Source organism: Mesorhizobium sp. M0938 (assembly GCF_040319125.1).
Taxonomy (GTDB): Bacteria; Pseudomonadota; Alphaproteobacteria; order Rhizobiales; family Rhizobiaceae; genus Mesorhizobium; species Mesorhizobium robiniae.
Window position 1 is genome coordinate 132,482 of sequence record NZ_JAMYNS010000014.1, and the last position, 26,169, is coordinate 158,650.

Annotated in this window: 27 protein-coding genes and 1 pseudogene; 14 read left to right on the forward strand and 14 right to left on the reverse strand. The window is 62.9% G+C overall.

The window, feature by feature from the left end:
• The first annotated feature begins 175 nt into the window (after positions 1–175).
• The 3 genes from NKH73_RS23340 (at position 176) to NKH73_RS23350 (ending at position 3,595) form a co-directional block, all read left to right on the forward strand.
• Positions 176–2,017 (forward strand): DEAD/DEAH box helicase, encoded by a 1,842-nt coding sequence (locus NKH73_RS23340; RefSeq protein WP_352936673.1) that lies wholly within the window; start codon positions 176–178, stop codon positions 2,015–2,017.
• Between the two features lie 199 nt (positions 2,018–2,216).
• Complete coding sequence (locus tag NKH73_RS23345) at positions 2,217–2,879, forward strand: DUF805 domain-containing protein (protein WP_352936674.1); 663 nt, start codon at positions 2,217–2,219, stop codon at positions 2,877–2,879.
• Between the two features lie 74 nt (positions 2,880–2,953).
• Positions 2,954–3,595, forward strand: a complete 642-nt coding sequence (locus tag NKH73_RS23350; protein ID WP_352936772.1) for a DUF805 domain-containing protein — start codon at positions 2,954–2,956, stop codon at positions 3,593–3,595.
• A 75-nt stretch (positions 3,596–3,670) separates the two neighbouring features.
• Here NKH73_RS23350 and NKH73_RS23355 read toward each other — a convergent pair.
• The 4 genes and pseudogenes from NKH73_RS23355 to NKH73_RS23370 all read right to left on the reverse strand — a co-directional run.
• Positions 3,671–4,105 (reverse strand): annotated as a pseudogene (locus NKH73_RS23355) (GNAT family N-acetyltransferase); the annotation flags it as partial.
• On the reverse strand, positions 4,077–5,180 hold the full coding sequence (leuB, locus tag NKH73_RS23360) for a 3-isopropylmalate dehydrogenase (protein WP_352936676.1): 1,104 nt from the start codon (positions 5,178–5,180) through the stop codon (positions 4,077–4,079). The pseudogene NKH73_RS23355 and the gene leuB, both read right to left, overlap by 29 nt.
• Before the next feature lie 225 nt (positions 5,181–5,405).
• Positions 5,406–5,789, reverse strand: coding sequence for a RidA family protein (locus NKH73_RS23365; RefSeq protein WP_352936677.1), 384 nt, complete (start codon positions 5,787–5,789; stop codon positions 5,406–5,408).
• A 131-nt stretch (positions 5,790–5,920) separates the two neighbouring features.
• Positions 5,921–7,144, reverse strand: coding sequence for an argininosuccinate synthase (locus NKH73_RS23370; protein ID WP_352936679.1), 1,224 nt, complete (start codon positions 7,142–7,144; stop codon positions 5,921–5,923).
• A 188-nt stretch (positions 7,145–7,332) separates the two neighbouring features.
• Here NKH73_RS23370 and NKH73_RS23375 point away from each other — a divergent pair, with 188 nt between their 5' ends.
• Positions 7,333–7,974, forward strand: coding sequence for a LysE family translocator (locus NKH73_RS23375; protein WP_352936681.1), 642 nt, complete (start codon positions 7,333–7,335; stop codon positions 7,972–7,974).
• Positions 7,975–8,096: 122 nt separating this feature from the next.
• Here the strand turns inward: NKH73_RS23375 and NKH73_RS23380 are convergent, their stop codons facing one another.
• The 5 genes from NKH73_RS23380 to NKH73_RS23400 form a co-directional block, all read right to left on the reverse strand.
• Positions 8,097–8,549 (reverse strand): hypothetical protein, encoded by a 453-nt coding sequence (locus NKH73_RS23380; protein ID WP_352936683.1) that lies wholly within the window; start codon positions 8,547–8,549, stop codon positions 8,097–8,099.
• On the reverse strand, positions 8,546–9,781 hold the full coding sequence (gene rlmN, locus NKH73_RS23385) for a dual-specificity RNA methyltransferase RlmN (RefSeq protein WP_352936685.1): 1,236 nt from the start codon (positions 9,779–9,781) through the stop codon (positions 8,546–8,548). The genes NKH73_RS23380 and rlmN overlap by 4 nt, the downstream gene beginning before the upstream one ends.
• Before the next feature lie 193 nt (positions 9,782–9,974).
• Positions 9,975–10,478, reverse strand: a complete 504-nt coding sequence (locus NKH73_RS23390) for an invasion associated locus B family protein (protein WP_077381026.1) — start codon at positions 10,476–10,478, stop codon at positions 9,975–9,977.
• A 241-nt stretch (positions 10,479–10,719) separates the two neighbouring features.
• On the reverse strand, positions 10,720–11,082 hold the full coding sequence (locus tag NKH73_RS23395; RefSeq protein ID WP_352936688.1) for a YkvA family protein: 363 nt from the start codon (positions 11,080–11,082) through the stop codon (positions 10,720–10,722).
• Positions 11,083–11,284: 202 nt separating this feature from the next.
• A complete protein-coding gene (locus NKH73_RS23400) occupies positions 11,285–11,578 on the reverse strand; it encodes a 4a-hydroxytetrahydrobiopterin dehydratase (RefSeq protein WP_352936690.1) in 294 nt (97 codons plus the stop codon).
• A gap of 53 nt (positions 11,579–11,631) precedes the next feature.
• Between NKH73_RS23400 and NKH73_RS23405 the strand changes: the two genes are divergently transcribed.
• The gene (locus NKH73_RS23405; RefSeq protein ID WP_352936692.1) at positions 11,632–12,150 is read left to right on the forward strand and encodes a low molecular weight protein-tyrosine-phosphatase; all 519 of its coding nucleotides are present in this window, start codon (positions 11,632–11,634) and stop codon (positions 12,148–12,150) included.
• Here the strand turns inward: NKH73_RS23405 and thpR are convergent.
• Both thpR and NKH73_RS23415 read right to left on the reverse strand, forming a co-directional pair.
• Positions 12,054–12,650 carry an RNA 2',3'-cyclic phosphodiesterase gene (gene thpR, locus NKH73_RS23410; RefSeq protein WP_352936694.1) on the reverse strand — a complete coding sequence of 199 codons (597 nt, stop codon included), beginning with the start codon at positions 12,648–12,650 and terminating at the stop codon, positions 12,054–12,056. The two genes, NKH73_RS23405 and thpR, sit on opposite strands and share 97 nt — an antisense overlap.
• A 135-nt stretch (positions 12,651–12,785) precedes the next feature.
• The gene (locus tag NKH73_RS23415) at positions 12,786–13,430 is read right to left on the reverse strand and encodes an arylesterase (protein ID WP_352936696.1); all 645 of its coding nucleotides are present in this window, start codon (positions 13,428–13,430) and stop codon (positions 12,786–12,788) included.
• A gap of 85 nt (positions 13,431–13,515) precedes the next feature.
• On the opposite strand from NKH73_RS23415, the gene NKH73_RS23420 reads away from it, so the two are divergent.
• The 4 genes from NKH73_RS23420 (at position 13,516) to NKH73_RS23435 (ending at position 18,483) form a co-directional block, all read left to right on the forward strand.
• Positions 13,516–14,226 (forward strand): ABC transporter ATP-binding protein, encoded by a 711-nt coding sequence (locus NKH73_RS23420; protein WP_352936698.1) that lies wholly within the window; start codon positions 13,516–13,518, stop codon positions 14,224–14,226.
• A complete protein-coding gene (locus NKH73_RS23425; RefSeq protein WP_352936700.1) occupies positions 14,226–16,775 on the forward strand; it encodes an ABC transporter permease in 2,550 nt (849 codons plus the stop codon). Before NKH73_RS23420 ends, NKH73_RS23425 begins: the two co-directional genes overlap by 1 nt.
• Before the next feature lie 250 nt (positions 16,776–17,025).
• Positions 17,026–17,805, forward strand: coding sequence for a Bax inhibitor-1/YccA family protein (locus tag NKH73_RS23430; protein WP_352936702.1), 780 nt, complete (start codon positions 17,026–17,028; stop codon positions 17,803–17,805).
• 114 nt (positions 17,806–17,919) lie between these two features.
• Complete coding sequence (locus NKH73_RS23435; protein ID WP_352936704.1) at positions 17,920–18,483, forward strand: GNAT family N-acetyltransferase; 564 nt, start codon at positions 17,920–17,922, stop codon at positions 18,481–18,483.
• Positions 18,484–18,491: 8 nt separating this feature from the next.
• Here NKH73_RS23435 and NKH73_RS23440 read toward each other — a convergent pair whose 3' ends face one another.
• Both NKH73_RS23440 and NKH73_RS23445 read right to left on the reverse strand, forming a co-directional pair.
• Entirely contained in the window at positions 18,492–18,878 is a 387-nt protein-coding gene (locus NKH73_RS23440; RefSeq protein ID WP_095484870.1) for a DUF2794 domain-containing protein, read from the reverse strand.
• Between the two features lie 440 nt (positions 18,879–19,318).
• The gene (locus NKH73_RS23445; protein WP_352936706.1) at positions 19,319–20,098 is read right to left on the reverse strand and encodes a DUF1223 domain-containing protein; all 780 of its coding nucleotides are present in this window, start codon (positions 20,096–20,098) and stop codon (positions 19,319–19,321) included.
• Between the two features lie 178 nt (positions 20,099–20,276).
• On the opposite strand from NKH73_RS23445, the gene NKH73_RS23450 reads away from it, so the two are divergent.
• Entirely contained in the window at positions 20,277–20,951 is a 675-nt protein-coding gene (locus NKH73_RS23450; protein ID WP_352936708.1) for a ceramidase domain-containing protein, read from the forward strand.
• Between the two features lie 37 nt (positions 20,952–20,988).
• Here NKH73_RS23450 and acnA read toward each other — a convergent pair whose 3' ends face one another.
• Positions 20,989–23,679 (reverse strand): aconitate hydratase AcnA, encoded by a 2,691-nt coding sequence (acnA, locus tag NKH73_RS23455; protein WP_352936710.1) that lies wholly within the window; start codon positions 23,677–23,679, stop codon positions 20,989–20,991.
• 284 nt (positions 23,680–23,963) lie between these two features.
• Here acnA and ccmA point away from each other — a divergent pair, with 284 nt between their 5' ends.
• The 4 genes from ccmA (at position 23,964) to NKH73_RS23475 (ending at position 26,155) form a co-directional block, all read left to right on the forward strand.
• Positions 23,964–24,563, forward strand: coding sequence for a heme ABC exporter ATP-binding protein CcmA (gene ccmA / locus NKH73_RS23460; protein ID WP_352936712.1), 600 nt, complete (start codon positions 23,964–23,966; stop codon positions 24,561–24,563).
• Positions 24,564–24,606: 43 nt separating this feature from the next.
• Positions 24,607–25,272, forward strand: coding sequence for a heme exporter protein CcmB (ccmB, locus tag NKH73_RS23465; protein ID WP_352936714.1), 666 nt, complete (start codon positions 24,607–24,609; stop codon positions 25,270–25,272).
• 140 nt (positions 25,273–25,412) lie between these two features.
• The gene (ccmD, locus tag NKH73_RS23470; protein WP_352936716.1) at positions 25,413–25,580 is read left to right on the forward strand and encodes a heme exporter protein CcmD; all 168 of its coding nucleotides are present in this window, start codon (positions 25,413–25,415) and stop codon (positions 25,578–25,580) included.
• Entirely contained in the window at positions 25,577–26,155 is a 579-nt protein-coding gene (locus NKH73_RS23475; protein WP_292501652.1) for a DsbE family thiol:disulfide interchange protein, read from the forward strand. Before ccmD ends, NKH73_RS23475 begins: the two co-directional genes overlap by 4 nt.
• Positions 26,156–26,169: the final 14 nt, after the last annotated feature.

Genomic DNA, 26,169 nt, shown 5'->3' on the forward strand with positions numbered 1-26,169 from the left:
GCTTTTACGCGGTTTGCGTAAAGAGTCAATCGCGACGAGCGAGGCGGCTTGCCCTGTACAATGGCGGCGGCGCGAAGTACGAACGATTGGATCGTTTGGCTCGTGGCGCTCCCAGCGCTTGCCGACGGATGACCCATTGCCGGGCATAGAAGAATCCGAATTCCGAAAGAAGCATATGTCCAATTTCGAAGCACTTGTCCCCGCGCTGGCAAAGGCGCTGGAAAAACGCGGTTATGTCGAGCTGACACCGGTGCAGAAGGCGGTTCTCGAGCTCGGGCAGGCCGATGCGCTGGTTTCGGCGCAGACCGGCTCGGGCAAGACCGTCGCTTTCGGCCTCGCCCTTGCGCCGACGCTTCTTGACGGCGCCGAACGCTTTTCCCACGCCGCCGCACCGCTGGCGCTGGCCGTGGCGCCGACGCGGGAACTCGCCCTGCAGGTGACCCGCGAGCTGGAGTGGCTCTACGAACTGACCGGCGCAGCGATAGCGTCCTGCGTCGGCGGCATGGACATGCGCACCGAGCGGCGCGCGCTGGAACGCGGCGCCCACATCGTCGTCGGCACGCCCGGTCGGCTGCGCGACCATATTACCCGCAATTCGCTCGACATGTCGGCGCTCAAGGCCGTGGTGCTCGATGAAGCCGACGAGATGCTCGACCTTGGCTTTCGCGAGGATCTGGAATTCATCCTCGACGCTGCCCCTGCCGAGCGCCGCACCTTGATGTTTTCCGCCACCGTGCCGCGCTCCATCGCCACGCTGGCCAAGGGCTACCAGCGCGATGCGGTGCGCATCTCGGCCTCCGGCGAGGAAAAGCAGCATCTCGACATCGAATACCGGGCGCTGAGCGTAGCTCAGGCCGACCGGGAAAACGCCATCATCAACGTGCTGCGCTATTACGAGGCGAAGAACGCACTGGTGTTCTGCAACACGCGCGCTGCCGTCAATCACCTGACCGCGCGCTTCAACAACCGCAACTTTTCCGTCGTCGCGCTTTCGGGCGAACTAAGCCAGTACGAGCGCAGCCACGCGCTGCAGGCGATGCGCGACGGCCGCGCCAAGGTCTGCATCGCCACCGACGTGGCGGCGCGCGGCATCGACCTGCCCAACCTCGAACTGGTGATCCACGCCGACCTGCCGACCAATCCGGAGACGCTCCTGCACCGAAGCGGGCGGACGGGACGGGCGGGACGCAAAGGCGTCAGCGCGCTGATCGTACCCAACAATGCCCGCAGGCGCACCGAACGGCTGCTGCAAAGTGCTGGCCTTGCGGCGACATGGGCGAGCCCGCCTTCGGCCGACGACGTCCTGCGCCGTGATGACGAGCGTATCCTCGCCGACCCAGTCTTCAGCGAACCTGTGACGGACGATGAGCGCGGTTTCGTCAGCACGCTTCTCGACCAACGTGGCGCCGAACTGGTGGCGGCGGCCTTTGTGCGTCTCTGCCGCTCCAGCCGCTCGGCGCCCGAGGATCTCTTAGACGTCGCTCCGTTCACGCCGTCGGGCGACAAGTTTGCGCGCAGGGACGAGGCACCAAGCCGCCGCGACGATTTCGGCGACAGCGTCTGGTTCTCGCTGTCTGTGGGGCGCCGGCAGAATGCCGAGCCGCGCTGGCTGATCCCGATGCTGTGCCGGACAGGCGGCATCAGCAAGCGCGAGATCGGCGCCATCAAGATGCAGCCGGAAGAAACCTTCGTGCAGATCGCCGCCGATTGGGCCGACCGGTTTGTCCAGGCGATCGGCCCGGACCGCAAGCTGCAGAACAATATCACAGTGAAGCGGCTGGACGGCACGCCCGACCTGTCGCGGGCCGGCTATCAGGAACCACGGCCGGACAAGAAGCCGCATCGTGGCAAGCGGACGTTCGACCAGAACGCGCCCAAATTCGAGAAGCGCGCCCCGTCAGCCGATCAGCGCCCCGCCGCGTTCGAGGCAAAGCCCTGGGCCGGTAAGGCAGGCAAACCGAAATTCGAAAAGACCGGACCCGCCAAGAACAAGAAGCCGAAGAAGCGACCGGCTTAGCGACTTGCCGGCATCGTTGGCTTGCCATGACGTGCAAGGGGCTGTCTTTCGCCAAGGCGGACTTCGACGATTGATCGTCTCCAACACGGGTGAAAGCGCTATCATTTGTCTGAAGCGATTGGTTCCCCGTTCCGCGCACACCCCTTGCGATCTACCGGAACTTTGAACAGTCTGGCGGGACGCGAATGGGGGGCAGGGCATGCGCGGCGAAGTTCTTCACTATGACGAGGACCAGGGTTTCGGTTTCATCACCGGAGCAGACGGCAACCGCTATACGTTCGCGCGCGAGGATCTGCGCCGAGAGGCGTCGATGGTCAGGGGCACGGCCATCGAATTCCAGCCAGCTGGCGGACGGGCACGCGACGTTTTTTCGATCCAAACTGCCAGTTCGCCTGCCGCCCCATCTCAGGCCGGCGAAGCGCCCTGGGCGCCGCAACGTTTCGGCCGTTTCGCTGAAAATGGTCCCGCCACCAGCCTGTGGAGCTACTTCTGGCGGGGCCTGACTGAAAATTACTTCAACTTCGCCGGCCGTGCCCGCCGCAAGGAATATTGGGGTTATCTCCTGTTCTGGACGATCGCGTTGATAGTGGTCGTCGGCATTGGCCTCCTCATCGACGACTCCATGGGCAATATGGACGAGTTGCCGGCAGTGACGATCAGCCTTTGCGGCGTGTTTGTGCTGGCGACAATCCCGCCATGGATCGGACTGAACGTGCGGCGTCTGCATGACATCGGCTTGACCGGCTGGCTTTTTCTGGTGGTGTTTATCCCGACCATCGGCGGGCTGATCGTCCTGGTCTTCGCGCTGATCCCGTCTCAGGCCCGTGAAAACCAGTGGGGCCCGGCGCTGGCAGACGTCTAGCCTAAAACGTGTATCTTGCAATGATTTACAACTTTTGGTAGTAGCCAAGCGGCACAGTATTTGGGGGCAAGGCAATGCGCGGCACGGTTTATCATTATGACCAGGATCAGGGTTTTGGATACATCAATGGAGTCGACGGCAAGCGTTACATCGTCGGGCATGAGGATCTGAGTCCCGGCGTGGTGTTGGTCAGAGGCGCGCCCGTCGAGTTTCAGCCGGACGATGGGACTGCGCGCGCCGTCATTGCAGGAGGGCCAAGCGCCGCCGAATCCAGCAGCCTCATTCCCCGTGGCGTTGAACCTGCCCAATCCACCACCGGATTATGGACGTATTTCTGGCGCGCATTCAAAGTGAGACATGTCAGCTTCACCGGCCGCGCCCGCCGCAAGGAATTTTGGGGCTTTCTTCTGTTCACGCTGATCGTGTTCTTCGCGCTTGTTGCGTTCGGCCTTCTCATCGATGCAGCGATCACAGCTATCGGAGGCGACGTTGGAGCTTTGGGTTATGCGCCAGCCTTCGTGTTCCTGCTTCTGACTGTCCTGCCGTGGTTTGCCCTCATGGTACGACGCCTGCACGACATCGGCTTGAGCGGCTGGTTCGTTTTGCTGTACTTCGTTCCCGGCTTCAACACGCTGGGTGTGTTGGCCCTTGGCCTTATCCCATCCAAGGTCGGCGAAAACCCTTGGGGGCCGGTGCCGGCGGGTGTCAGGATTTAATCGCGGTCGCTTCAGCGCCTCGCCCGACAGCCTGAGAAAGATCTTCTGGCCGTGCCGCTCGGCACCCAGCCCGTCATAGAAGCGCAGCGCACCTTCGTTCCAGTCCTCGGTGGTCAGGTCGATGCGACCGATGCCTTCACGCAGGCAACGGCCGGCGAGAAAGCCGATTAGCGCCCGACCGATACCCGCGTTGCGGGCATTCTCGCGCACGAACAGGTCCTTGAGAAACAGCAGCCGCTCAAGATCGATGCCGGGATGCGCTATGGCAACCGAGGCCAGTCCGCAAACCTCGCCCTCGGCGAAGGCGAGCGCGAAATGCGGATAGGCCGGGCTTTCCTGGCCAAGCCATTTCTGCGCGGCTGACAGAGCCCGGTCCGCTTCGAGCGGCGGCTGCCGGTAATGCACCGCCATGTCGCACAGCATGACGGCAAGCGCTGTCGCTTCTTCGGTCGTCGCCCAGCGGACGCCGACCGCCACAGGCTCAGCCCAGGAACTTGGCGATGATCGCATCGCCCATCTGAGTGGTGCCGACCTCGGTCATGCCCTCGGACAAGATATCCCTGGTGCGAAGGCCGTCGTCTAGCACGGCGGCGATCGCGCTTTCCAGGCGGTCGGCTTCCGCCACCATGCCGAAGGAATAGCGCAGGCACATGGCGAAGGAGGCGATCATGGCGATCGGGTTGGCGATGCCCTTGCCTGATATGTCGGGCGCCGAGCCGTGCACCGGCTCGTAGAGTGCCTTGCGCTTCTTGGTCTTGGCATCCGGCGCGCCGAGCGATGCCGACGGCAGCATGCCGATCGAGCCGGTCAGCATGGCGGCGATGTCGGACAGCATGTCGCCGAACAGATTGTCGGTGACGATGACGTCGAACTGCTTGGGCCAGCGCACCAACTGCATGCCGCCGGCGTCGGCCAGCATGTGATCGAGCTTGACGTCTGCGTATTTGGCCTTGTGGGTCTGGGTGACGACCTCGTTCCACAACACGCCGGATTTCATCACATTGCGCTTTTCCATCGAGGTAACGTGGTTCTTGCGTGTCCGCGCCAATTCGAAGGCGACGCCCGAAATGCGCTCGATCTCGAACGTGTCGTAGACCTGCGTGTCGATGCCGCGTTTCTGGCCGTTGCCAAGATCGATGATCTGCTTGGGCTCGCCGAAATAGACGCCGCCGGTGAGTTCGCGCACGATCAGGATGTCGAGCCCCTCGACCACGTCCTGCTTGAGCGAGGAGGATGCCGCCAGCGCCGGATAGCAGATGGCCGGCCTGAGATTGGCGAACAGCTCCATATCCTTGCGCAGCCGTAGCAGTCCCGCCTCCGGGCGCACTTCATAAGGCACCGCATCCCATTTCGGCCCGCCGACGGCGCCGAACAGCACCGCGTCGGCGGCCATCGCCTTGGCCATATCGGCATCGGAAATCGCTGCGCCATGTGCGTCATAGGCGCAGCCGCCGACGAGCCCCTCATCGGTGACGAAACCGCTGCCGAGCTTGTCGTTCATGGCCGCGATCAGCTTCTTCACCTCGGCCATGGCCTCGGGGCCGATGCCGTCGCCGGCGAGCAGGAGAAGATTTTTCGAAGCCATCAGAACCATCCTAACTATGGCGCATGACCCCGAAATCGGAATCGATTTCGGAAAGGATCATGCGCAGAACCAAAATTCTACAGCGTCCTTTGCGCGTCCAAAAAGGACGCGCGGCGCTATCGTAAGCCGTGGCCTTGCTAAACGCCAAGCGGCTGGCGCGCAAGCGTTTGGTTCAGGGCGTCTTTAGCGGATCCTTCGTCGATATCGCGCTAGCTTCTGCCGCGCTCAGGCCGTGCGTTTGAGCGCCGTCACTTCGATCTCGATCTTCATTTCCGGCTTGTTTAGCTGGCAGACGATCATCGTCGCTGCCGGCCTGATGTCGCCAAACGCTTCACCGAGGATTGGAAAGACGATGTCCACAAAAGCCGCGTCGGTGATGTAGTAATGCGCCCGCACCACATCGGCCATCTCGAAGCCGCCGTCCTGCAGCGCCTTGGCGATCGTCGCAAGGCAATTGTGCGTCTGCGCCTCGACCGTCTCCGGCATCGACATGGTCGCATAGTCATAGCCGGTCGTTCCGGAAACGAAACACCAGTCGCCCTGCACCACGGCGCGCGAATAACCGGCAGCCTTCTCGAACGGCGAGCCGGTGGAGATCAGTTTTCGCATGGGTTCCTCGCGTATTCCTCAGGCACTGTTGAGCTGAAGATGTGCCTTCCGGCTACAGGCTGGCCGCAACGACCGTCCACAGTCCCTTTGAGGCTCAGCCAAAGAGCCAAATCCCTCTGCGCAGAGACTGACTAGCTTTTTCGACTACGCGCCGCCAGCGTCCTCAGCCTCAGCGCGTTGAGGCGGATGAAGCCTTCGGCGTCCTTCTGGTCGTAGGCGCCACGGTCGTCCTCGAAGGTGACCAGCGCGTCGGAATAGAGCGTCTTCTTCGACTTGCGGCCGGTGACGATGACATTGCCCTTGTAAAGCTTCAGCCGCACCGTGCCTTCGACATCCTCCTGGCTCTTGTCGATCATCGCCTGCAGCATCAGGCGTTCGGGCGCGAACCAGAAGCCGTTGTAGATCAGCTCGGCATAGCGCGGCATGAACTCGTCCTTGAGGTGGGCGGCGCCACGGTCGAGCGTGATCGATTCGATCGCCCGGTGGGCTGATAGAAGGATAGTGCCGCCGGGGGTCTCGTAGACGCCGCGCGATTTCATGCCGACGAAACGGTTCTCGACGAGGTCGAGCCGGCCGATGCCATTGTCACGGCCGAGATCGTTGAGCGCAGCCAGCATCGTCGCTGGTGACAGCTTCTTGCCATCGAGCGCGATCGGATCGCCTTTGAGGAATTCGATTTCGATCTCGGTGACCTTATCAGGCGCGTCCATCGGCGAGACGGTGCGCTGGTGGACGAATTCCGGCGGCTCGTTCCACGGGTCCTCCAGCACTTTGCCTTCCGAGGAAGAATGCAGGAGATTGGCATCGACCGAGAACGGCGCCTCACCCTTCTTGTCCTTCGGCACCGGTATCTGGTGCTGCTCGGCGAAGTTGATCAGGTCGGTGCGCGACTTGAACGACCAGTCGCGCCATGGCGCGATGACCTTGATATCGGGGTTCAGCGCATAGGCCGAAAGCTCGAAACGAACCTGGTCGTTGCCCTTGCCGGTGGCGCCATGGGCAATCGCATCGGCGCCGGTCTCTTTGGCGATCTCGACGAGGTGCTTCGAGATCAGCGGCCGCGCGATCGAGGTGCCGAGCAAGTAGGTGCCTTCATAGACGGCGTTGGCGCGAAACATCGGGAAGACGAAGTCGGAAACGAACTCCTCGCGCACATCCACGATGCGGATGTCCTTGATGCCCATCATCTCGGCCTTGCGCCGCGCCGGCTCCAACTCGCCGCCCTGGCCGAGGTCGGCGGTGAAGGTGACGACCTCGGCGCCGAGCTCGGTCTGCAGCCATTTCAGGATGATGGAGGTGTCGAGGCCGCCGGAATAGGCGAGCACGACTTTCTGGACGGCTTTTGCTTTTGACATTTTGGGCGGTTCCGCGACGGGGTTCTTCGCGGGCGAGGTATCACGCCGGTTCCGGCTAGCGCAAGGGACGAACGGTGTTCAGGTCTTCGGGTATAGCTGCCGATCTTCCCGGCGGGTGCGCCGGCCATAAGCTGGCGCCGGCTTGGCACCTGCGCTATAGGCTTCAACTCCTTATCCAGGGGCCGACCATGTCCTTCATTCCCGATACCACCACGCTGATCCAGTTCGCCATCGCCACCTTCATCCTGGCGATCACGCCGGGGCCTGACATGACATTGTTCGTCTCGCGCACGCTGAGCCAAGGGCGCGCCGCCGGTTTTGCCTCGATGGCCGGCGCGCTGTGCGGCACGCTGATCCACACGACGCTGGTGGTGGTCGGCATCTCGGCGCTGATCGTCGCCTCGCCGATGGCCTTCCTCGTGCTCAAGCTGTTCGGCGCCGGCTATCTCGTCTTCTTGGCGTGGCAGGCAATCACCAAGGGGTCGGCGTTTTCGCCGGAGAAGAAAAGCGGCCCACAGATTTCGTTGTTTCGCAGCTGGGCGGCCGGGCTCGGCGTCAATCTGCTCAACCCGAAGATCATCTTGTTCTTCATGACCTTCCTGCCGCAATTCGTCTCCGCGCATGATCCGAACGCGCCCGGAAAACTGTTCTTCCTCGGCGCGATGTTCGTTGTGCTGTCGATACCGGTGACGGCGCCGATGGTGTTTGCAGCAGAAAAATTCTCAGCGGCGATGAAGACCAGCCCGCGGGTGACGCGCGTCGTCGACTATCTGTTCGCCGGAGTGTTCTCGGCCTTCGCGCTCAAGATCCTGACCGCCCAGGCGAAGTAGGGCTCTACAGCGCCGCGCGTCCTCTTGGACGCGCAAAGACGCTGTAGTACTTTCATTTTGCGCATGATCTCCAGCGAAAATCGATTTTCGATTTTTCGCGGACGCGAACCTTCGGTTCGGGGTCATGCGCCGATCTGACGCCAGCTTCCGGCCGAGCGCCCAGCGCTCAGCCAGTAGAAAATGCCGCCGACCATGCCGCAGCCGATCACCGCCAGCATGACGCTGGTGTTGGTGACCTCGAAATTGGCGTCGCCCGTCTGGCGGACGAAACCGAGGAAAACAGCGGCGACCGCCGCACCCGCCAGTGCATAGAACAGCCAGTCGCGCCGTCCGAGGATCTCGGAAACGAGGATGGCGATGGTCGCCGGCATAAAGGCGAAATAGGCGACGAACAAAGCAACGAAGGGGACGGAAAACCACAGCGAGGCCTGCGCCGCCGGTTGCGTCTCGTCGGTCATCAGCCCAAGAGACGCCAGGAACATGATGTTGAGGAAGGCGCTTGCCGCCAGCGAGGCGACGCCATAGCCGATCAGGATGACGGCAAAGCGGATGAGGTAAGCGATAAGGCGGTTCACGCCTCGCCATGCCCCGCGATCATCATCGCTTCCAGCGCAAGCCGGTCGACCTTGCGCATGCGCTCGGATTCCGATTTGAGCTGGCCGCAGGCGGCGAGGATGTCGCGGCCGCGCGGCGTGCGGATCGGCGAGGCGTAGCCGGCATTGTTGATGTAGTCGGCGAATTTCTCGATCGTCTCCCAGTCCGAGCACTGATAGTTGGTGCCCGGCCATGGGTTGAACGGGATCAGGTTGATCTTGGCCGGAATGCCCTTGAGCAGCTTGATCAGCCCCTTGGCGTCCTCGATCGAATCGTTGACGTCCTTCAGCATCACATATTCGAAGGTGATCCGGCGGGCGTTCGACAGGCCGGGATAGGCGCGGCAGGCGGCGATCAGCTCTTTCAACGGATACTTCTTGTTGATCGGCACCAAAAGGTCGCGCAGATCGTCATTGGTGGCATGCAGCGAGATCGCCAGCATGACGCCGATCTCCTCGCCGGTGCGGAAGATCTCCGGCACGACGCCGGAGGTCGACAGCGTGATGCGACGCTTCGACAGCGACAGCCCGTCACCGTCCGAAGCGATCAGCAGCGCCTTCTTCACCGCCTCGAAATTGTAGAGCGGCTCGCCCATGCCCATCATGACGATGTTGGACACTTTGCGGCCTTCGGCCGGCACGATGGCGCCGTCCGGCGTGTCGCGGTCGGGGAAATCGCCGAGCCGGTCACGGGCGGTGAGCAATTGCGCCAGGATTTCCTCCGCCGTCAGGTTGCGCACCAGCTTCTGTGTGCCGGTGTGGCAGAAGGAGCAGGTCAGCGTGCAGCCGACCTGCGATGAGATGCAAAGCGTGCCGCGGCCCTCTTCGGGAATGTAGACGGTCTCGATCTCGACCGGCCGGCCGGCGCCGCGCGGTGGGAAGCGAAACAGCCATTTTCGGGTGCCGTCGGAGGAAATCTGCTCCTCGACAATCTCGGGCCTGCCAACGGTGAAATGCTTGTCGAGTTCGGCCCGCAGATCCTTGGAGATGTTGAACATGCCGGCGAAGTCGGAGACGCCGCGCACATACATCCAGTGCCAGAGCTGCTGGGCGCGCATCTTGGCCTGGCGCTCCGGCACGATGCCTGATGCAATGAGGGCAGCGCTGAGTTCGGCCCGGGTCAGGCCGATCAGCGACGGTTTTTCGGCCAGCGTGGCGCGGGCGCGCAACGCGTCACGGGCGCCGTCAGTGGTAAGATCGAATGAAAGGGTCATTGTTGCGCCAATATAAGCGATTTGCAGCCGATTACAGCATCGTGCCTGAAATGAAGCGCGGCGCATAGCACAGGTTGATGGCGGAGTCATGGGCGGCGGCGGGGTAGGGCTCGCCGCAATGTGCCGGCCGGCGGCGCTTCAAAAGCAAAAAAGCCGGGCTTGCGGCCCGGCCCTTACTCAAACTCCGCTTCGCCTATTTGCACCTGGCGATAGACGACAGCGCCGCCGAAATGCCTTTCAGCGAAAAGACATAGGTGGTGGTGTTGCCGCGGCCGGACTTCGCTTGCACCTTCATGTCGCTACCGGATTTCATCGCGGCGATCAGCACCGGCTCCTCGGCGGCGTTCTCGACCCAGGCAGACTTACCGCGGGTGAACATGGAAAAGCTCTTGCCGTCGATGGTGACGGTGGCCTTGGAGTTTTCCTGGAAATTGTAGCCGGCGATGAATTGCGGCTCGTAAGATACTTGCTGTCCCGGCCGCTGGCTGACGAAGAAGAACATGTCACCATGGTCAAGCGTCGGCGGCTGCTTGTCGGTCGGCACGGTCAACACATAGCAGACCTTGCCGCCCGAAGCCTGGTAACTGTAGGTGCCCCAGGCATTGTGCTGGCCGATCTTGGTCGCCGACTGCGCCAGTGCCGGCGCTGTCATGGCCACCAGTGCCAGGCTCGAAATCGTAGCAATCAATCCGCGCATCGCTTTTCCCGTATTCCAAATGGTGCGGAAGCAGGCCGGCTCGGCGTCCTGCCCGTCGCTTCATTTTGATTTAATCTGGGTTACCAAACGGTGAACTTCCCTTGGGAAAAGGACATCCACCCCAGGAAACCGCCGCCACCCTTGCGCCCGTCGCTCGAAAAGCGGCAGTTGCAAACGTCCCTCTCGCGACTTGAAGGGCACGAAAGCGGCAAGAGTTTGACTTTTCTGCCTTATCGCCGGCTCAGCTGTTGTCGGAAATCGCCTGCCTGGCGGCGAGCCTGTGCGCGGGGGTGATGTGGGCTTTGACGGTGGTGATTGCAGCGGTCAGCACGGCGATGTCGTCGGTAAAGCCCAGTCCGAAGACGAAGTCGGGGATGACGTCCGTCGGCAGCACGAAGTAACCGAGCGCGGCCACCAGGATGCCCTTGGCGCGCAGCGGCGTGTTCTTGTCCATGGCGCAGTAATAGGCGGCGACCAGCTCTTCCATGAACGGGATCTGCCGAGCAGCCCTCTTGGCCGTGTGCCAAAATTTCGCGCGCACTTCGCTCTCGTCGCTTGGCTTGCCGCCAAAGCCGAAGAAATCAAAACCGGATTTTTGCGCCATCAGTGTCTCCTAACGAGCCTGCGCATGTCGTTACACGCGCGCCTGCCAGCGGCAAATGTGGTAAAAGCGCCAGTCCACTACAAGAGCTCGGCCGTTCTCCGGACTGAAAATCGGATTGGTCTTTGCCGTGCTAACCCGCGGTTCAGGTGATGCTGGCCTGAAATAGCTGGCAAGGGCTACGGCGTCGACAGATCTCCAATCGCTAATCGAAATAGCGGTCCATCTTCCTGGCCAGTTCGAAATCGAGCGCGGTCAGGCCGCCGGCATCATGGGTATTGAGCGTCACGTTCACGGTCTTGTAGACATTCGACCAGTCCGGATGATGATCCATCTTCTCTGCCGCCAGGGCGACGCGGGTCATGAAGGCGAAGGCTTCGGAGAAGTTCTCGAAGGTGAAGGTACGTGCGATCGAGCCGCCATCCCTGGCCAGCGACCAGCCATCGAGGCCGGCCAGCGCCTCGGCGACGGTGTCCCGGCTTAGTTTCTCTCTCGCCATGTTCGTTTCCCGTGCTATCTGGAGTTCGCAGTCTTCAGCATAATGCCGGATCGATGAGCGCAAAGCCGATAAAATCCATTCTTTTCGTCTGTCTTGGCAATATCTGCCGCTCGCCTTTGGCGGAGGGCGTGTTGCGCACTGTCCTGGCGGAGCGCGGTCCCGATCGGGAGATCCTGCTCGATTCGGCCGGAACAAGCGACTGGGAAGCCGGCTCGGCACCCGACCCGCGCTCGGTGTCGATCGCAGAGCGGCACGGCATCGATATTTCCACGCAGAGGGCGCGCAAGCTGACGCCGGACGATTTTTCGCGTTTCGACCTCATTCTCGCCATGGACCGATCGAATCTCCGGGACCTGAAAGCGCTGGTGCCTGCCGCCATGCGCGACCGTGTCCATCTGTTTCTGGAGTTCGCGCAGGGAAGGGTGAGCGACGTGCCGGACCCTTATCGCGAGGGGCCGGAAGCGTTTGCCTCGGTCTACCGCATGATCCGCGAAGCGTCGGAGGCGCTGGCGACGCGACTCGAAGCGCGGGCATCGACGCCCGACAGCGGCCAGGCCTCCTCGACGATATAGGGTCCGCCGCCGACCGAATCGCGCGACGACATCAGGACGAAGCGGCCGACGCGGAAGGGCAGCGTCGAAAAATTGCCGCGCGCCGACAGATATTGGGCGACGTCGAGCGGGCTCGAATTGCGTAGGCGCGCCAGCGTTACATGCGGCATGAACTTGCGCGGATCGGCGGGGATGCCAAGCCGCTGGCAGATACGTTCGATCTCGGCCTGCAGGGCCGAAAGATCGGGCGAGGCGGAGACGCCGGCCCACACCGCATGCGGTTTCTTCTGGCCGAAGGCGCCGACGCCGGACAGCGTCAGCGGGAAGGACGGGCGGTGGACACGGTCGAGCGCGTTGGCGATCTCGTCGGCGACATGGCCCTCGACATCGCCGATGAAGCGCAGCGTCATGTGATAGTTTTCGACGTCGATCCAGCGGGCCCCGGGCAGGCCGCCCCGGAGCAGGGACAGCGAAAGGGCGGCATCACGCGGTATTTCGAGGGCGGTGAAAAGACGCGGCATGGCAAGCCTCCTGTCCTCGAATCGAACTCTTGTCCCTAGCGAATCATCGATGATCGAGCGGGGCAAGTGGTTTGTTGGTCGCAGGCCCGCCTAAAATCTTCCCCGGGAAGGCATGACCCATCGAGATATCGTCCCTCAAGAGCTGTCCTGAACCAGGGCAATGGCTTTTTCGACATCCGGCAGTATGCGTTCGACCATGCGGTCGACGCCCTTGGCATTCGGGTGCAGGCCGTCCTCGAGTTGCAAAGCCGGCTCGCCGGCGACGCCGTCGAGAAAGAACGGATAGAGCGGAACGCCGTATTTTGCCGCCAGCTTCGGAAAGATCGCGTCAAAGCCGTTCTGGTAGTCGGCGCCGAGATTGGGTGCGGCACGCATGCCGGCCAGCAGCACGGCAATCTTGCGCTGCTTCAGCTTCGCCAGCATGGCGTCCAGATTCTTTTGGGTGATATCGGGAGAAACGCCGCGCAGCATGTCGTTGGCGCCGAGCTCGAGGATGACAAGCTGGGTGCCGTCCGGCACCGACCAGTCGAGCCGCGACAGGCCGCCACTCGACGTATCGCCGGAGACACCGGCATTGGCGACCGTCACATCATGGCCTTTGGCACGAAGTGCCGCCGCGAGTTTTTGGGTAAAGCCTTCGTCCGGTCCGAGACCAAAGCCCGCCATCAGGCTGTCGCCGAAGCCGACGATCTCCACGGGTTCGGCGCGCGCCGACGAAATGGCGCCGCAAATTCCGAGAAAAAGGATGAAGGCTGCGGCAAGAGTGTGTTTGAAAGGCATGCGGCAGGCCCCATATGACCGAGAACAGTGTGTTGGCGGCAGGCGGAATTCTGGCCTCCCCTTTCCCATATAGGACGATTTTATTTTGACAGAAGCCGTCATCGCGCTGAAAGACGTATCGCTGACGCTCGGCGAAGGAGCGTCTTCCGTCCATGTGCTGAAAGGCGTCAGCCTCGATGTGACCGATGGAGAGGCGACTGGCATCGTCGGACCGTCGGGTTCGGGAAAGTCGACGCTATTGATGGTTTTAGCTGGCCTGGAAAGGGTCGATTCGGGTACGGTACGAATTGCCGGCCAGTTGCTGAACGGCAAGAGCGAAGACCAGATCGCATCGTTTCGTGGGCGAAACATTGGCATCGTCTTCCAGTCCTTTCACCTCATTCCCAATATGACGGCGCTTGAAAATGTCGCAGTGCCGCTGGAACTTGCCGGCCATGTCGATCCGTTCGGCGTGGCGGCGCGGGAGCTGGAGGCGGTGGGTTTGCGCGACCGCGTCACCCACTATCCCGGTGAATTGTCCGGCGGCGAACAGCAGCGTGTGGCGATCGCCCGGGCACTGGCGCCTTCTCCTCGCATCCTGATCGCCGACGAGCCGACCGGCAATCTCGACCAGACGACGGGGCGGCAGGTCGCTGATCTTCTGTTCGCCAAGGCGGCCGAGCGTGGCATGACGCTGGTGCTGGTCACTCATGATCCGGTGCTCGCCGCCCGCTGCTCCCGGCAGGTGTCGATGCGGTCGGGCCGGATCGAGGACGCGCCAGAACCAGCCGCAAAGCCTGGTAAGGTGCCGGCCTGATGCCGCTGTCGCGCACGCTTTCGCTCGCCTTCCGCTTTTCGCTACGCGAAATGCGCGGCGGGCTGTCCGGCTTCCTGATCTTCCTTGCCTGCATCGCGCTTGGCGTCGCGGCGATCGGCGGCGTCAATTCGGTGGCCTGGGCGATTACCGCCGGTGTCGCCAACGAAGGCCAGTCGCTGCTCGGCGGCGATCTTCGTTTCCAGCTCAACCAGCGCGCCGCGACGCAAGCCGAGCACGTCTTTGTCAACGGCCTGGGCACGGTCTCGCACAGCGCCAACATGCGCTCGATGGCGCGGCTCGAGGACGGTTCCGACCAGGCGCTGGTCGAGGCTAAGGCAGTCGACGGAGCCTATCCGCTCTATGGCGCGCTGGAGACCGAGCCAGCGCTGTCGAAGCAGGACTTGTTCGGCGAAAAATCCGGTGTTTTCGGCGCCGCCGCACCCGACCTTCTGTTCGAGCGGCTGAACCTTGGGATCGGCGACCGGCTGAAGCTTGGCAGCGCCACATTCGAACTGCGCGCCAGGCTCGTCAGCGAGCCGGACGCGGTATCGGACGGCTTCGGCTTTGCGCCACGGCTGATGATCTCGACGGACGGGCTTGCCGCTTCTGGCCTGATCCAGCCCGGCAGCCTGGTCGAGAACGCCTACAAGGTCCGCTTGCCCGGCGGCACCGGCGAAGCGCGGATAAAAACCATTCAGGAGCAGGCCGCAGAGGAGTTTCCGCAGTCTGGCTGGTCGATCCGCACGCGCAGCAATGCGGCGCCGGCGTTATCCTCCAATATCGAACGGTTCTCGCAGTTCCTGACGCTGGTCGGGCTGACGGCGCTGGTGGTCGGCGGCGTCGGCGTGGCCAATGCGGTGCGCGCCTATCTCGATGGCAAGCGCGGCGTCATCGCCACTTTCAAGAGCCTGGGCGCTTCGGGCGGTTTCGTCTTTGCCGTTTATATGGTGCAGATCCTGATGATCGCCGCCCTCGGCATCGCGCTCGGCCTCGTGCTTGGCGCACTGATGCCGTTCGCAGCGAGCGCGGCACTCCAGTCGGTCATTCCGGTGCCGGCCGAAGGCGGGTTCTATCCCGGCGCGCTCGGCATGGCGGCGCTGTTCGGCCTGCTGGTGACGCTGGCTTTCGCCTTGCTGCCGCTCGGCCGTGCGCGCGACGTGCCGGCGACGGCGCTGTTTCGCGAAATGGGTTTTGAGGGTCGCGGTTTTCCACGCCCGCTCTACCTCGCGGCGGCGCTCGGCATCACGCTGCTCCTGGCGGCGCTGGCCATTCTGTTTTCCGGCGACCGCCGCATCGCCTCGATCTTCGTCGGCGCCACCATTTTTGCCTTCCTGGTGCTGCGCTTCGTCGGCGTGCTGGTGCAGTGGGCCGCCAGAAAGAGCCCGCGCGTCGGTTCGACGGTATTCAGGCTCGCCATCGGCAACATCCATCGGCCTGGCGCCTTGACACCGTCGGTGGTGCTGTCGCTGGGACTGGGGCTGACGCTTCTGGTGACGCTGGCGCTAATCGACGGCAATCTCAGGCGGCAGATTTCCGGCAGCCTGCCGGAACGGGCGCCGAACTTCTTCTTCGTCGATATCCAGAGCAGCGATGTCGACGCGTTCTCGGCGCTGGTCGTCAGGCAAGCGCCGCAGGGTACGCTGGTCAAGGTGCCGATGCTGCGCGGCCGGGTGATGGCGCTGAACGGCGTCGACGTCGACAAGGTCAAGGTCCCGGCGGAAGGGGCCTGGGTGCTGCGCGGCGATCGCGGGTTGACCTACGAGGCCAGAATTCCCGCGAATGCGACGCTGACCGAAGGCACGTGGTGGCCCGACAATTATGCCGGCGAGCCGCTGGTGTCGTTTTCGGCCGAGGAAGGCAAAGAGATCGGACTGAAGCTCGGCGACACCGTCACCGTCAACGTGCTTGGCCGTAACGTAACGGCGAAGATCGCCAATTTCCGCCAGGTCGAGTGGGAGACGATGGGCATCAACTTCGTCATGGTGTTCTCGCCCAACACATTTGCCGGCGCGCCGCATAGCTGGCTGGCGACGCTGACCGAGAAGGGCGCGTCGGCGGCCGACGATGCCCGGCTTCTCAATGCCGTCACCCGTGCCTTTCCCGCGGTGACGACAGTCAGGGTCAAGGACGCGCTCGACATCGTCAACCGGCTGGTGGCGCAACTCGGCACCGCGATCAGGGCCGCGGCCGGCGTGGCGCTGATCGCCTCGGTGCTGGTGCTGGCCGGCGCGCTGGCCGCCGGCAACCGGGCCCGCATCCATGACGCAGTGGTGCTGAAGACGCTGGGCGCCACCAGGAAAACGCTGATCGCGGCCTTTTCGCTGGAATATATGCTGATCGGCCTTGCAACCGCGATCTTCGCGCTGGCGGCAGGCGGGATAGCGGCATGGTTCGTTGTCGCCCGCGTCATGACGCTGCCATCGCATTTCATGCCCGATGTGGCGGTGGCAACCATCGTCTTTGCGCTGGTGGTCACGGTCGGCATTGGCCTCGCCGGCACCTGGCGGGTCCTGGGCCACAAGGCAGCGCCGGTGCTGCGCAATCTCTGATCTGCAAGGCTGGCTCTGATCTGCAAGGCTGGGCGAGGCCGGTTTTTGATTAATTCTGCGTAATGTTGAGGCTTTGAAAGCCGAAAAACTGGATTTCCGCGACTTCACGAAGCATTACGCTCGGTTACGGTCTTGTTCTCGACGCCAAGAACCATCATATTTCGCCGCAGGCATGCTGGAGCCCCGCCAGCGGCGCCTGGGTTCAAATGGACCTGACACCGGACGGGGCAGAAGCAATATGAGGATTTCCATGGCTGAACCGCTTCGCAACTATCAGACGCGCGCCGTGCCCGGCGCCGGCGTCGATGCTGCCATCGACCAGGGCCTGCGCGCCTATATGATTAAGGTCTACAATCTGATGGGGCTTGGCCTCCTCATCACCGGCCTTGCCGCGGTCGGCACGATCATGCTGGCCACCACCACCGATCCGGCTTCGGCGGTCGCCACGCTGCCGAGCGGCGAAATGCTGACCTCCTTCGGCTACGCGATCTTCGGGTCGCCGCTGCGCTGGGTGGTAATGCTGGCTCCGCTCGCCGCCGTGCTGTTCCTGTCGTTCCGCGTCCAGTCGATGAGCGTTTCTGCCGCGCAGACGACGTTCTGGGTCTATGCCGGCCTGGTCGGCCTGTCGCTGTCGTCGATCTTCCTGGTCTACACGACCGCCAGCATTTCGCAGACCTTCTTCGCCACCGCAGCGGCTTTCGGTGCGCTGTCGCTTTACGGCTACACGACCAAGCGCGATCTGTCCGCGTTCGGCTCGTTCCTGGTGATGGGCGTGTTCGGCCTGATCATCGCGATGGTGATCAACATCTTCCTGCAGTCGTCGGCCCTGTCTTTCGCCGTTTCGGCGCTCGGCGTGCTGATCTTTTCGGGTCTCACCGCCTATGACACGCAGAAGATCAAGGAGATGTATTTCGAGGGCGACGCCACCGACGTTGCCGGCCGCAAGGCGATCATGGGCGCGCTGACGCTCTATCTCGACTTCATCAACCTGTTCATGTTCCTACTGCAGTTCATGGGCGACCGCCGCTAAGACGATCCTGCTTCTGTGGACCAGTGAGTTTGGTAAGGGCGGCCCAACGGCCGCCCTTTTCTTTTATTCCGGCCTCTGCTGTGATAGCAGGCAGATGAACGATTTGCATAAATTATGAGCAGCATTATCATACGGGCCGCTGCGTCGGCGGACCTCGACCGGATCACCGACATCTATGCCGACGCGGTGACAAACGGCACGGCGAGCTACGAGCTGGAGCCGCCAAGCCGCGCCGAGATGGGCCAGCGATTCGACAGCTTGATAGCGGGCGGCTTTCCCTATCTGGTGGCGGAAAAAGACGGCATCGTGCTCGGCTATGCCTATGCCGGTGCCTTCCGGCCACGCCCCGCGTACCGCTTTGTCGTCGAGGATTCCGTCTATGTCGCGCCCGAGGCCAAGGGCCAAGGCGTCGGGCTCAAGCTGATGCAAGGGCTGATCGAGGCGGCCGAGGCGGCGGGCTTCCGCCAGGTCATCGCGGTGATCGGCGACGGCCGTCCGGACAGTGCCTCGGTGCGGCTACATGAAAAGCTCGGCTTTCGCCATTCGGGCCGCCTCGAAGGCTCCGGCTATAAGCACGGACGCTGGCTGGACACGGTGTTCATGCAGCTGCCGATCAATGGTGGCGCGTCTATCGCGCCCGATCCGCAATCGCTGCCCGAACGGAAGTTCCGTAAATAAATAAAGAGTTAAGCCTCGACCAGCTTCAGCGTGCGGTCGAAGACGCCAAGCACGCGGCCAAGTTCCTGGCCGCGCTTGAGGATGCGACCGCCGGCGGCAATGACGGCAAATGCGCCTTGCCGGCGCGCCAGCTTCGGATCCTTGACGATCTGGAATAGCGGCACCTCACTGGTGCGGCGGAACACGGAAAAGACGGCGCGATCGGTGAGATGGTCGATGGCGTAGTCGCGCCATTCATTGGCGGCGACCATGCGTCCGTAGAGCCTCAGTATCTGGTCCAGTTCGCGCCGGTCGAACCGCACCGGCTGGTCGAGGCGTTCGCGTCTTGCCTCATGCAGCGGGATCAGTATTGCGGATGCGTCCCCATCCTCCGTCCCACTGCCGTGATCAGTCATGCCTCGATCCCTCCGAATGAATCTTATGCAGGCCAAAGTTGGCGCTTTCGCCGTGGAATTGCAAGCCCAACCGGGTAAAGGCAGCGCCCGCACCGTTTCCGCAGTGTCCAGTCACGTTTGTAAAACGTCCGTTGGAATTGGTGATGCTTCGCCACAATTCTGCCTTCTTTTATCCGCGCTCATGCCCCAATGTCCGACGAATTTACGGCTGTTGCCTGAGACGGTTCGGTCCGGCACTGGCTCGTAAACCCCAAGCCCCCCGCCCACGGGTCTGCGTCGGATCGAACCAACCTCGGTTTTTCCTTGGAAAAATCGGGTGCGACGATCCCAAAACCTAAATGACCGGCGTCAGAAGCAAGCTGACGCCGGTTTTTTATTGCTGGATGGAGTGGGATGCGCGGCTTCCCTTGTCCCACAAGGGGAGAAGGAGAGGTTCCCGCTTACGGCTTGTGGATCAAGGCGGCGCCCAGAATAGGGCCTGGCAGGCCGTCCTTGCCCACCGATTGCAGCAGCACGGCGCAGCCGCCTTTCTTGGAAATCACGCTCATCGGCAATTCGTAGCGCTGCGCCTTGCCCTGCCACATACCGGCAGTCTGGATGCCGGAGACGGCGTTCCAGTAGGTCATGCTGCGGCCGGTGTTTTCGCCCTTGCCGATCTTGATCGTCTGCGGCGGGTCGAAATAGACGATGACGACATGGGCATCGCTGGGGCCGCCCCCGGCATCGCCGGCGTCGATGATGACGCGGTCGCTGGTCCGGCTGACCTTGATGCTGACCCGCATCCCTCCGCCTGATTTCTCCATGCGGGCGAGCGCGCCGTCGACTTCCTTGCGGCTGGCGCCGTTGACATGGCTGCGGCCATTGATGACGGCCTGCGGCGTATAAACCGAGCGGCTGCCGAAGGTGCGCATATACTCGTATTGCCGTTCGGTGTTCTCCTTGCGGCTCAGCGTGTCCTTCCAACCGAGATAATCCCAGTAGTCGACATGGTAGGCGAGCGCGACGATGTTTTCCCTGGCGGCAAGTTCGGCGAAGAATTCATCGGCCGGCAGGCAGGAATTGCAGCCTTGGCTGGTGAAGAGCTCGACCACGCCCAACGTTTGTCCGGTCGAGGATTTATCGGTCTGGGGGCCGTCGGCTTCGTCGGCAAGCGCATTACCGGCAAACACCGAGAGGGCCAGCGCAAATGCCGCAAGCCGCAATGGTCTTCGAGATGTCATGGCCCGTTTCGACTCCCGCCGGTGATGCCGGCCTTGTTCTGATTGGCGAAATATGTGGCAGAAGCAGCAGTCAACGGGAAGTCACGTTGCGGTGAAATTTTATCGTCGCAATTGACTGCACGAGCGCAACAGCAGGAGCTACACTTCAGGGTAGAAACCGATTCGGGCAACAATCAGCATGTGGCAAACTCTTCTGACGCCGGTCGACCTCTATTGCGAGCGGGTCGGGCCGGAGCTCTGGGCCGAACCGGTCAACGCACTGACAAATCTGGCTTTTCTTGCCGCCGGGCTGTGGGGTGTCCGGGAGGTGCGCCGGCGCGGCACCGGCATCTTTGCCGAAGCGCTGGCCTGGTGGGTGGTGGCGATCGGCATCGGCTCGGCGCTGTTCCACACCTTCGCCAACCACGCCACGATCTGGGCCGACATCCTGCCGATCGCCGGCTTCACGCTGGCCTACACGCTGTTCAACCTGCGTCGCTTCCTCGGCATGAAATGGGGCAAGGCGATCGCCGTCTTCGTCGCCTTCTATGCCGTTGCCGGGTTATTGACCTGGGCCGTGCCGGACTGGCTGCGCCAAGCGTCGAACGGCACCACCGGCTATCTGGCGCCCTTCCTGGCGCTCGCCTTCTTCGGCGCCTTGGTGGCGGCGAGCGGCAATCGCGCCGGCTGGTACAATCTGGCGGGCTCGGCGGTCTTCGTCGTGTCGGTCATCTGCCGGATGATCGATCCGCTGGTCTGCGGCAGCTTTCCGCTCGGCACGCATTTCCTGTGGCACATCCTCAACGGACTGATGCTCGGCGTGCTGCTGGCGGCGACGGCGCGGTTTGGGAAGGCAGTAGGCAGTAGGCAATAGCCTATCCCTACTGCCTAAGCCCTATTCCCTTGCTGCTTTAAGCAGCCAGATCGCGCAGCACGTATTGCAGGATGCCGCCGTTCTTGAAGTAGTCGAGTTCGTCCAGCGTATCGATGCGGCAGATGATCGGAACTTCCTTCACCGTGCCGTCGCCATAAGTGATTTTGGCGGTCATTTTCTGGCGCGGCTTAATGGCGCTCAGCCCGTCGATCTCGACCAGTTCGTCGCCCTTGAGGTTGAGCGAGGCCCACGAGGTGCCTTCCTCGAAGACGAAGGGGATGACACCCATACCGACCAGGTTCGAGCGGTGGATGCGCTCGAAGGACTGGGCGATGACGGCGCGAACGCCCAAGAGGTTGGTGCCCTTGGCCGCCCAGTCGCGCGACGAGCCGTTGCCGTATTCGACACCGGCGAAGATGACCAGCGGCACGCCTTCCTTCTTGTACTCCATGGCGGCATCGTAGATCGATGTCTCTTCCTTGGAGGGATAGTGGATGGTGTAGCCGCCCTCGCGGCCGTTCTCGCCCAGCATGTGGTTGCGAATGCGGATGTTGGCGAAGGTGCCGCGCATCATCACCTCATGATTGCCGCGCCGCGTGCCGTACTGGTTGAAATCGGCGACGCCGACGCCGTGGTCGGTGAGATATTTGCCGGCAGGCGAGGCCGCCTTGATCGAGCCGGCCGGCGAGATGTGGTCGGTGGTGATCTTGTCGCCGAACAGGCCGAGCACGCGGGCGCCCCTGATGTCGCCGATTGTGCCGAAGCCTGATGTCATGCCGGCGAAATAGGGCGGGTTCTGCACATAGGTCGAATTGTCGTCCCAGGCATAGGTCTGGCCTTCCGGCGCCTTGACGTTCTGCCAGTACTCGTCGCCCTTGAAGACGTCGGCATATTTGCGGGCGAACAGTTCGCGCGTCACGTTCTTCTCGATGAACTCCTGGATCTCGACCGAGCTCGGCCAGATATCCTTGAGGTAGACCGGGTTGCCGTTACGGTCCTCGCCGAGCGGCTCTGACGTCAGGTCCTTGGTCACGGTCCCGGCCAGCGCGTGGGCGACGACCAGCGGCGGCGAAGCGAGGTAGTTCGCCTGCACGTCGGGCGAGACGCGGCCTTCGAAATTGCGGTTGCCGGACAAGACCGCGGCAGCAATCAGACCCTTGTCGTTAATGGTCTTGGAGATCGGCGTCGGCAGCGGGCCGGAATTGCCGATGCAGGTGGTGCAGCCGAAGCCGACCAGATTGAAGCCGATCTGGTCGAGCTCCTTCTGCAGGCCGGATTTTTCCAGATATTCGGCGACGACCTGGCTGCCCGGCGCCAGCGATGTCTTGACCCACGGCTTCTGCTTGAGCCCGAGCCGGTTGGCGTTGCGCGCCAGCAGCCCGGCGCCGATCAGCACGCTCGGGTTCGAGGTGTTGGTGCAGGAGGTGATGGCGGCGATGACGACATCGCCATGGCCGAGATCATGATTGGTGCCTTCGACGGCGTAGCGCTTGTCGATTTCGGCAGCCTTCTTGTACTCGGTCTCCATCGCCTTGGCGAACCCGGCCGGAATGCCTTCCAGTGCTACGCGGCCTTCCGGACGCTTGGGGCCGGCCATCGACGGCACGACGTCGCCGAGATCTAGCTCGAGCAGATCGGTGAAGACCGGGTCGGCCGAGCTGGTATCGCGCCACATGCCTTGCGCCTTAGCGTATGCCTCGACCAGCGCGATGCGGCTTTCCTCGCGGCCGGACATGGTGAGGTAGCGGATGGTTTCGCCGTCGACCGGGAAGAAGCCGCAGGTGGCGCCATATTCGGGCGCCATGTTGCCGATGGTGGCGCGGTCGGCCAGCGTCATGTTGGACAGACCCGGACCGAAGAATTCGACGAACTTGCCGACGACGCCCTTCTTGCGCAGCATCTGGGTGACGGTGAGCACCAGGTCGGTGGCGGTGACGCCTTCCCGGAGCCTGCCCGTGAGGCGGAAGCCGATGACTTCGGGCAACAGCATGGAGACAGGCTGGCCGAGCATGGCGGCCTCGGCCTCGATGCCGCCGACGCCCCAGCCGAGCACGCCAAGGCCGTTGATCATGGTGGTATGCGAATCGGTGCCGACGCAGGTGTCGGGATAGGCGGTGGTTTCGCCATCTTCAGTGTTGGTCCACACGACCTGGCCGAGATATTCGAGATTGACCTGGTGGCAGATGCCGGTGCCGGGCGGCACGACGCGGAAGTTGCGGAAGGCCTGCTGGCCCCATTTCAGGAATTTGTAGCGCTCTTCGTTGCGCTCGTACTCAAGCTCGACATTCCTGGCGAAAGCCAGCGGCGTGCCGAATTCATCGACGATGACCGAGTGGTCGATGACCAGATCGACCGGCACCAGCGGATTGATCTTTTGCGGATCGCCGCCGAGCGAAGCCATGGCGTCGCGCATGGCGGCAAGGTCGACCACGGCCGGAACGCCGGTGAAATCCTGCATCAGCACGCGAGCCGGACGATAGGCGATCTCGACGCCGGCGGTGCCCCGGTCGGTCAGCCAGCCGGCGACAGCCTGGATGCTCTCCTTGGTGACGGAACGGCCGTCTTCGTTGCGCAGCAGGTTCTCCAGCAGCACCTTCATCGAATAGGGCAACTGGGCGATGCCGGTGAGGCCGTTCTTCTCGGCCTCAATGAGATCGTAATAGACATAGTCGGCGCCGCCTGCGGTCAGCGTGCGGCGGCAATTGAAACTATCGAGGGATTTTGACACGTGCGATCCGTCCTTGTCTGTTCAGCCTGAAAGGGAACGGACGCCGATGGCATGCAATCACGCGCAAAGGTGCGGGTACGGCCATTTCCGCTGTCCGTTCCCAGCCAACCCGAGCCGTTCAAGGCGGCGCGTGCGCTGGTTCGGCGCTAATTCTGTTCCCGCGCCGACCGCTGGCACGGATGACCCGCATATAGAGAATTTCCTAGAATAGTTCTAGACACGGAATCGCCATTTTTGTTGCGGCGCACCGAAGCCGCGTCAGGACTTTCGGCGAAGGGGAACGAATGCGGCTGATCGCCGAAAATCTGGGCGGCGAACGCGGCGGCGAGACGGTCTTTTCCGGCATCGACTTTGCTCTCGAGAAAGGCCAGGCGCTTATCGTCACCGGGCCGAACGGCGCCGGGAAATCGACGCTGCTCAGGGTCGTTGCCGGGTTGCTGCCGGTGGCGGCCGGTCGTGTGCATATCGAAGGCGGCGAGGATTTTCCGTCGGTTGCCTCGGCCTGCCACTATCTCGGCCACCAGAACGCGATGAAGACGGCGTTGACCGTGTTGGAAAATCTGCGCTTCTGGCGCGATTTTTCGGGCGCGGATTTCTTGAGCGCTGAAGAGGCGCTGGAAACGGTCGGGCTTGATGGTATCGGCCATCTGCCGTTCGGCTATCTCTCGACCGGGCAGAGGCGGCGCGCGGCGATCGCAAAACTGCTGGTCAGCCGGCGGCCATTGTGGCTGCTCGACGAGCCGACGGCCGGGCTGGACAAGGCTTCGGAAGGGCGATTCGCGGTGCTGATGCGGAAGCATCTCGAAGAGGGTGGCATCGTCATTGCGGCGACGCATCTGCCATTGGGGATCGAGGGAGCGCAGGAATTGAGGATGACCGGCTGATGTTGGCATTCCTTCGCGCCCCTGGGCAAAGGCATCTCAGCCCATGCTAGCCCTCTTCCTGCGTGATATTCGCCTCAGTATCCGTGCCGGCGGCGGGGCGCTGACCGGCGTGATCTTCTTTCTCGCGGTGATCGCGACGATCCCATTCGGCGTCGGGCCGGATCTCAGCCTGCTCGCCCGCATCGGCCCGGCGATCCTGTGGATCGGCGCCTTACTCGCTTGCCTGCTCGGCCTCGACCGATTGTTCCAGGCCGACCGGGAAGACGGCTCGCTCGATCTGCTGGTGCTCGGCGATAACAGGCACATGCTGGCGCTGACCGTGCTGACGAAATGCCTGGCACATTGGGCGGGAAGCGTGCTGCCGTTGGTCATCGCGGCACCTTTGCTCGGCCTGTTCATGAATATGGAGCCGATCGGCATCGGCGCCACGGCGCTGACCCTTCTGGTCGGCACGCCGGCGATCACCTTCATCGGCGCTGCCGGTGCGGCGGTGGCGGTGGCGCTGCCGCGCGGCGGGCTGCTGATCTCGGTGCTGGTGCTGCCGCTAACCATTCCGGTGCTGATCTTTGGCGTCTCGGCAAGCTATGGCGCGGTGGCGGACCCCGATCCGTTCCTGCAGCCTTTCCTCATTCTCGCCGCGCTGACCTTGTTTCTTGCCGTGCTGGGGCCGGTTGCAGCAGCGCTGGCGCTGCGTCATGGGGCTGACTAAATTAGATGGCCGCCTGACGTCAAAGGCCGCGGCGCTGCTGCTGTCGATTGCGAAGCCGATAGCGCAAGGTTAAGGAAAGGCATGTTCGAACGAAGCGAAATGGTCCGGCTGAAAGCTTTTGCGCCGGCGGAGCGATCCATATGAGCGCGCATGCGCTTTATGTGACCGCCGCCTATGCCATCACGGCCGTGGTTCTGGTCGGGCTGATCGGCTGGATCCTTCTCGACCAGCGGGCACGCAGACGAGATCTCGCCGAGCTGGAAGCGTCCGGCGTGCGGCGTCGCTCCGACAAGGCAGCCAAGCCATGAGCATGGAGGCCAAAACGCCGGCGCGCGGGCGGCGCCTGATCGTGCTTTTGCCGCTGCTGATTTTCCTCGGGCTGGCCGGGCTGTTCCTGACGCAGCTATTGTCCGGCCGTGACACGTCGGAGGTGCCATCGGCGCTGATCGGCCTGCCGGCGCCGCAGACCAATCTGCCGGCGCTGGAGGGCATGAATTTGCCGGGGCTCGATTCCAAGCAGTTCGCCGGCAAGGTCACGCTGGTCAACGTCTTCGCGTCCTGGTGCGGGCCGTGCCGTGACGAACATCCGGTGCTGCTGGCGCTGTCGCAGGACAAGCGCTTCGTCATCGCCGCGCTCAACTACAAGGACCAGCCGGAAAACGCCCGACGGTTCCTTGGCGATCTCGGCAACCCGTTCCAGGCGATCGGCGTCGACGCGGCGGGGCGCGCCGCGATCGACTGGGGCGTCTACGGCGTGCCGGAGACCTTCGTCATCGGCAAGGACGGCAAGATCGCCTACAAGCATGTTGGCCCGCTGACGCCAGGCTCGGCACAAACGCTGCTTTTGCCGGAGATCGAGAAGGCGCTGGCCGCGCCGGGCTGAGGCACCGGAAACGC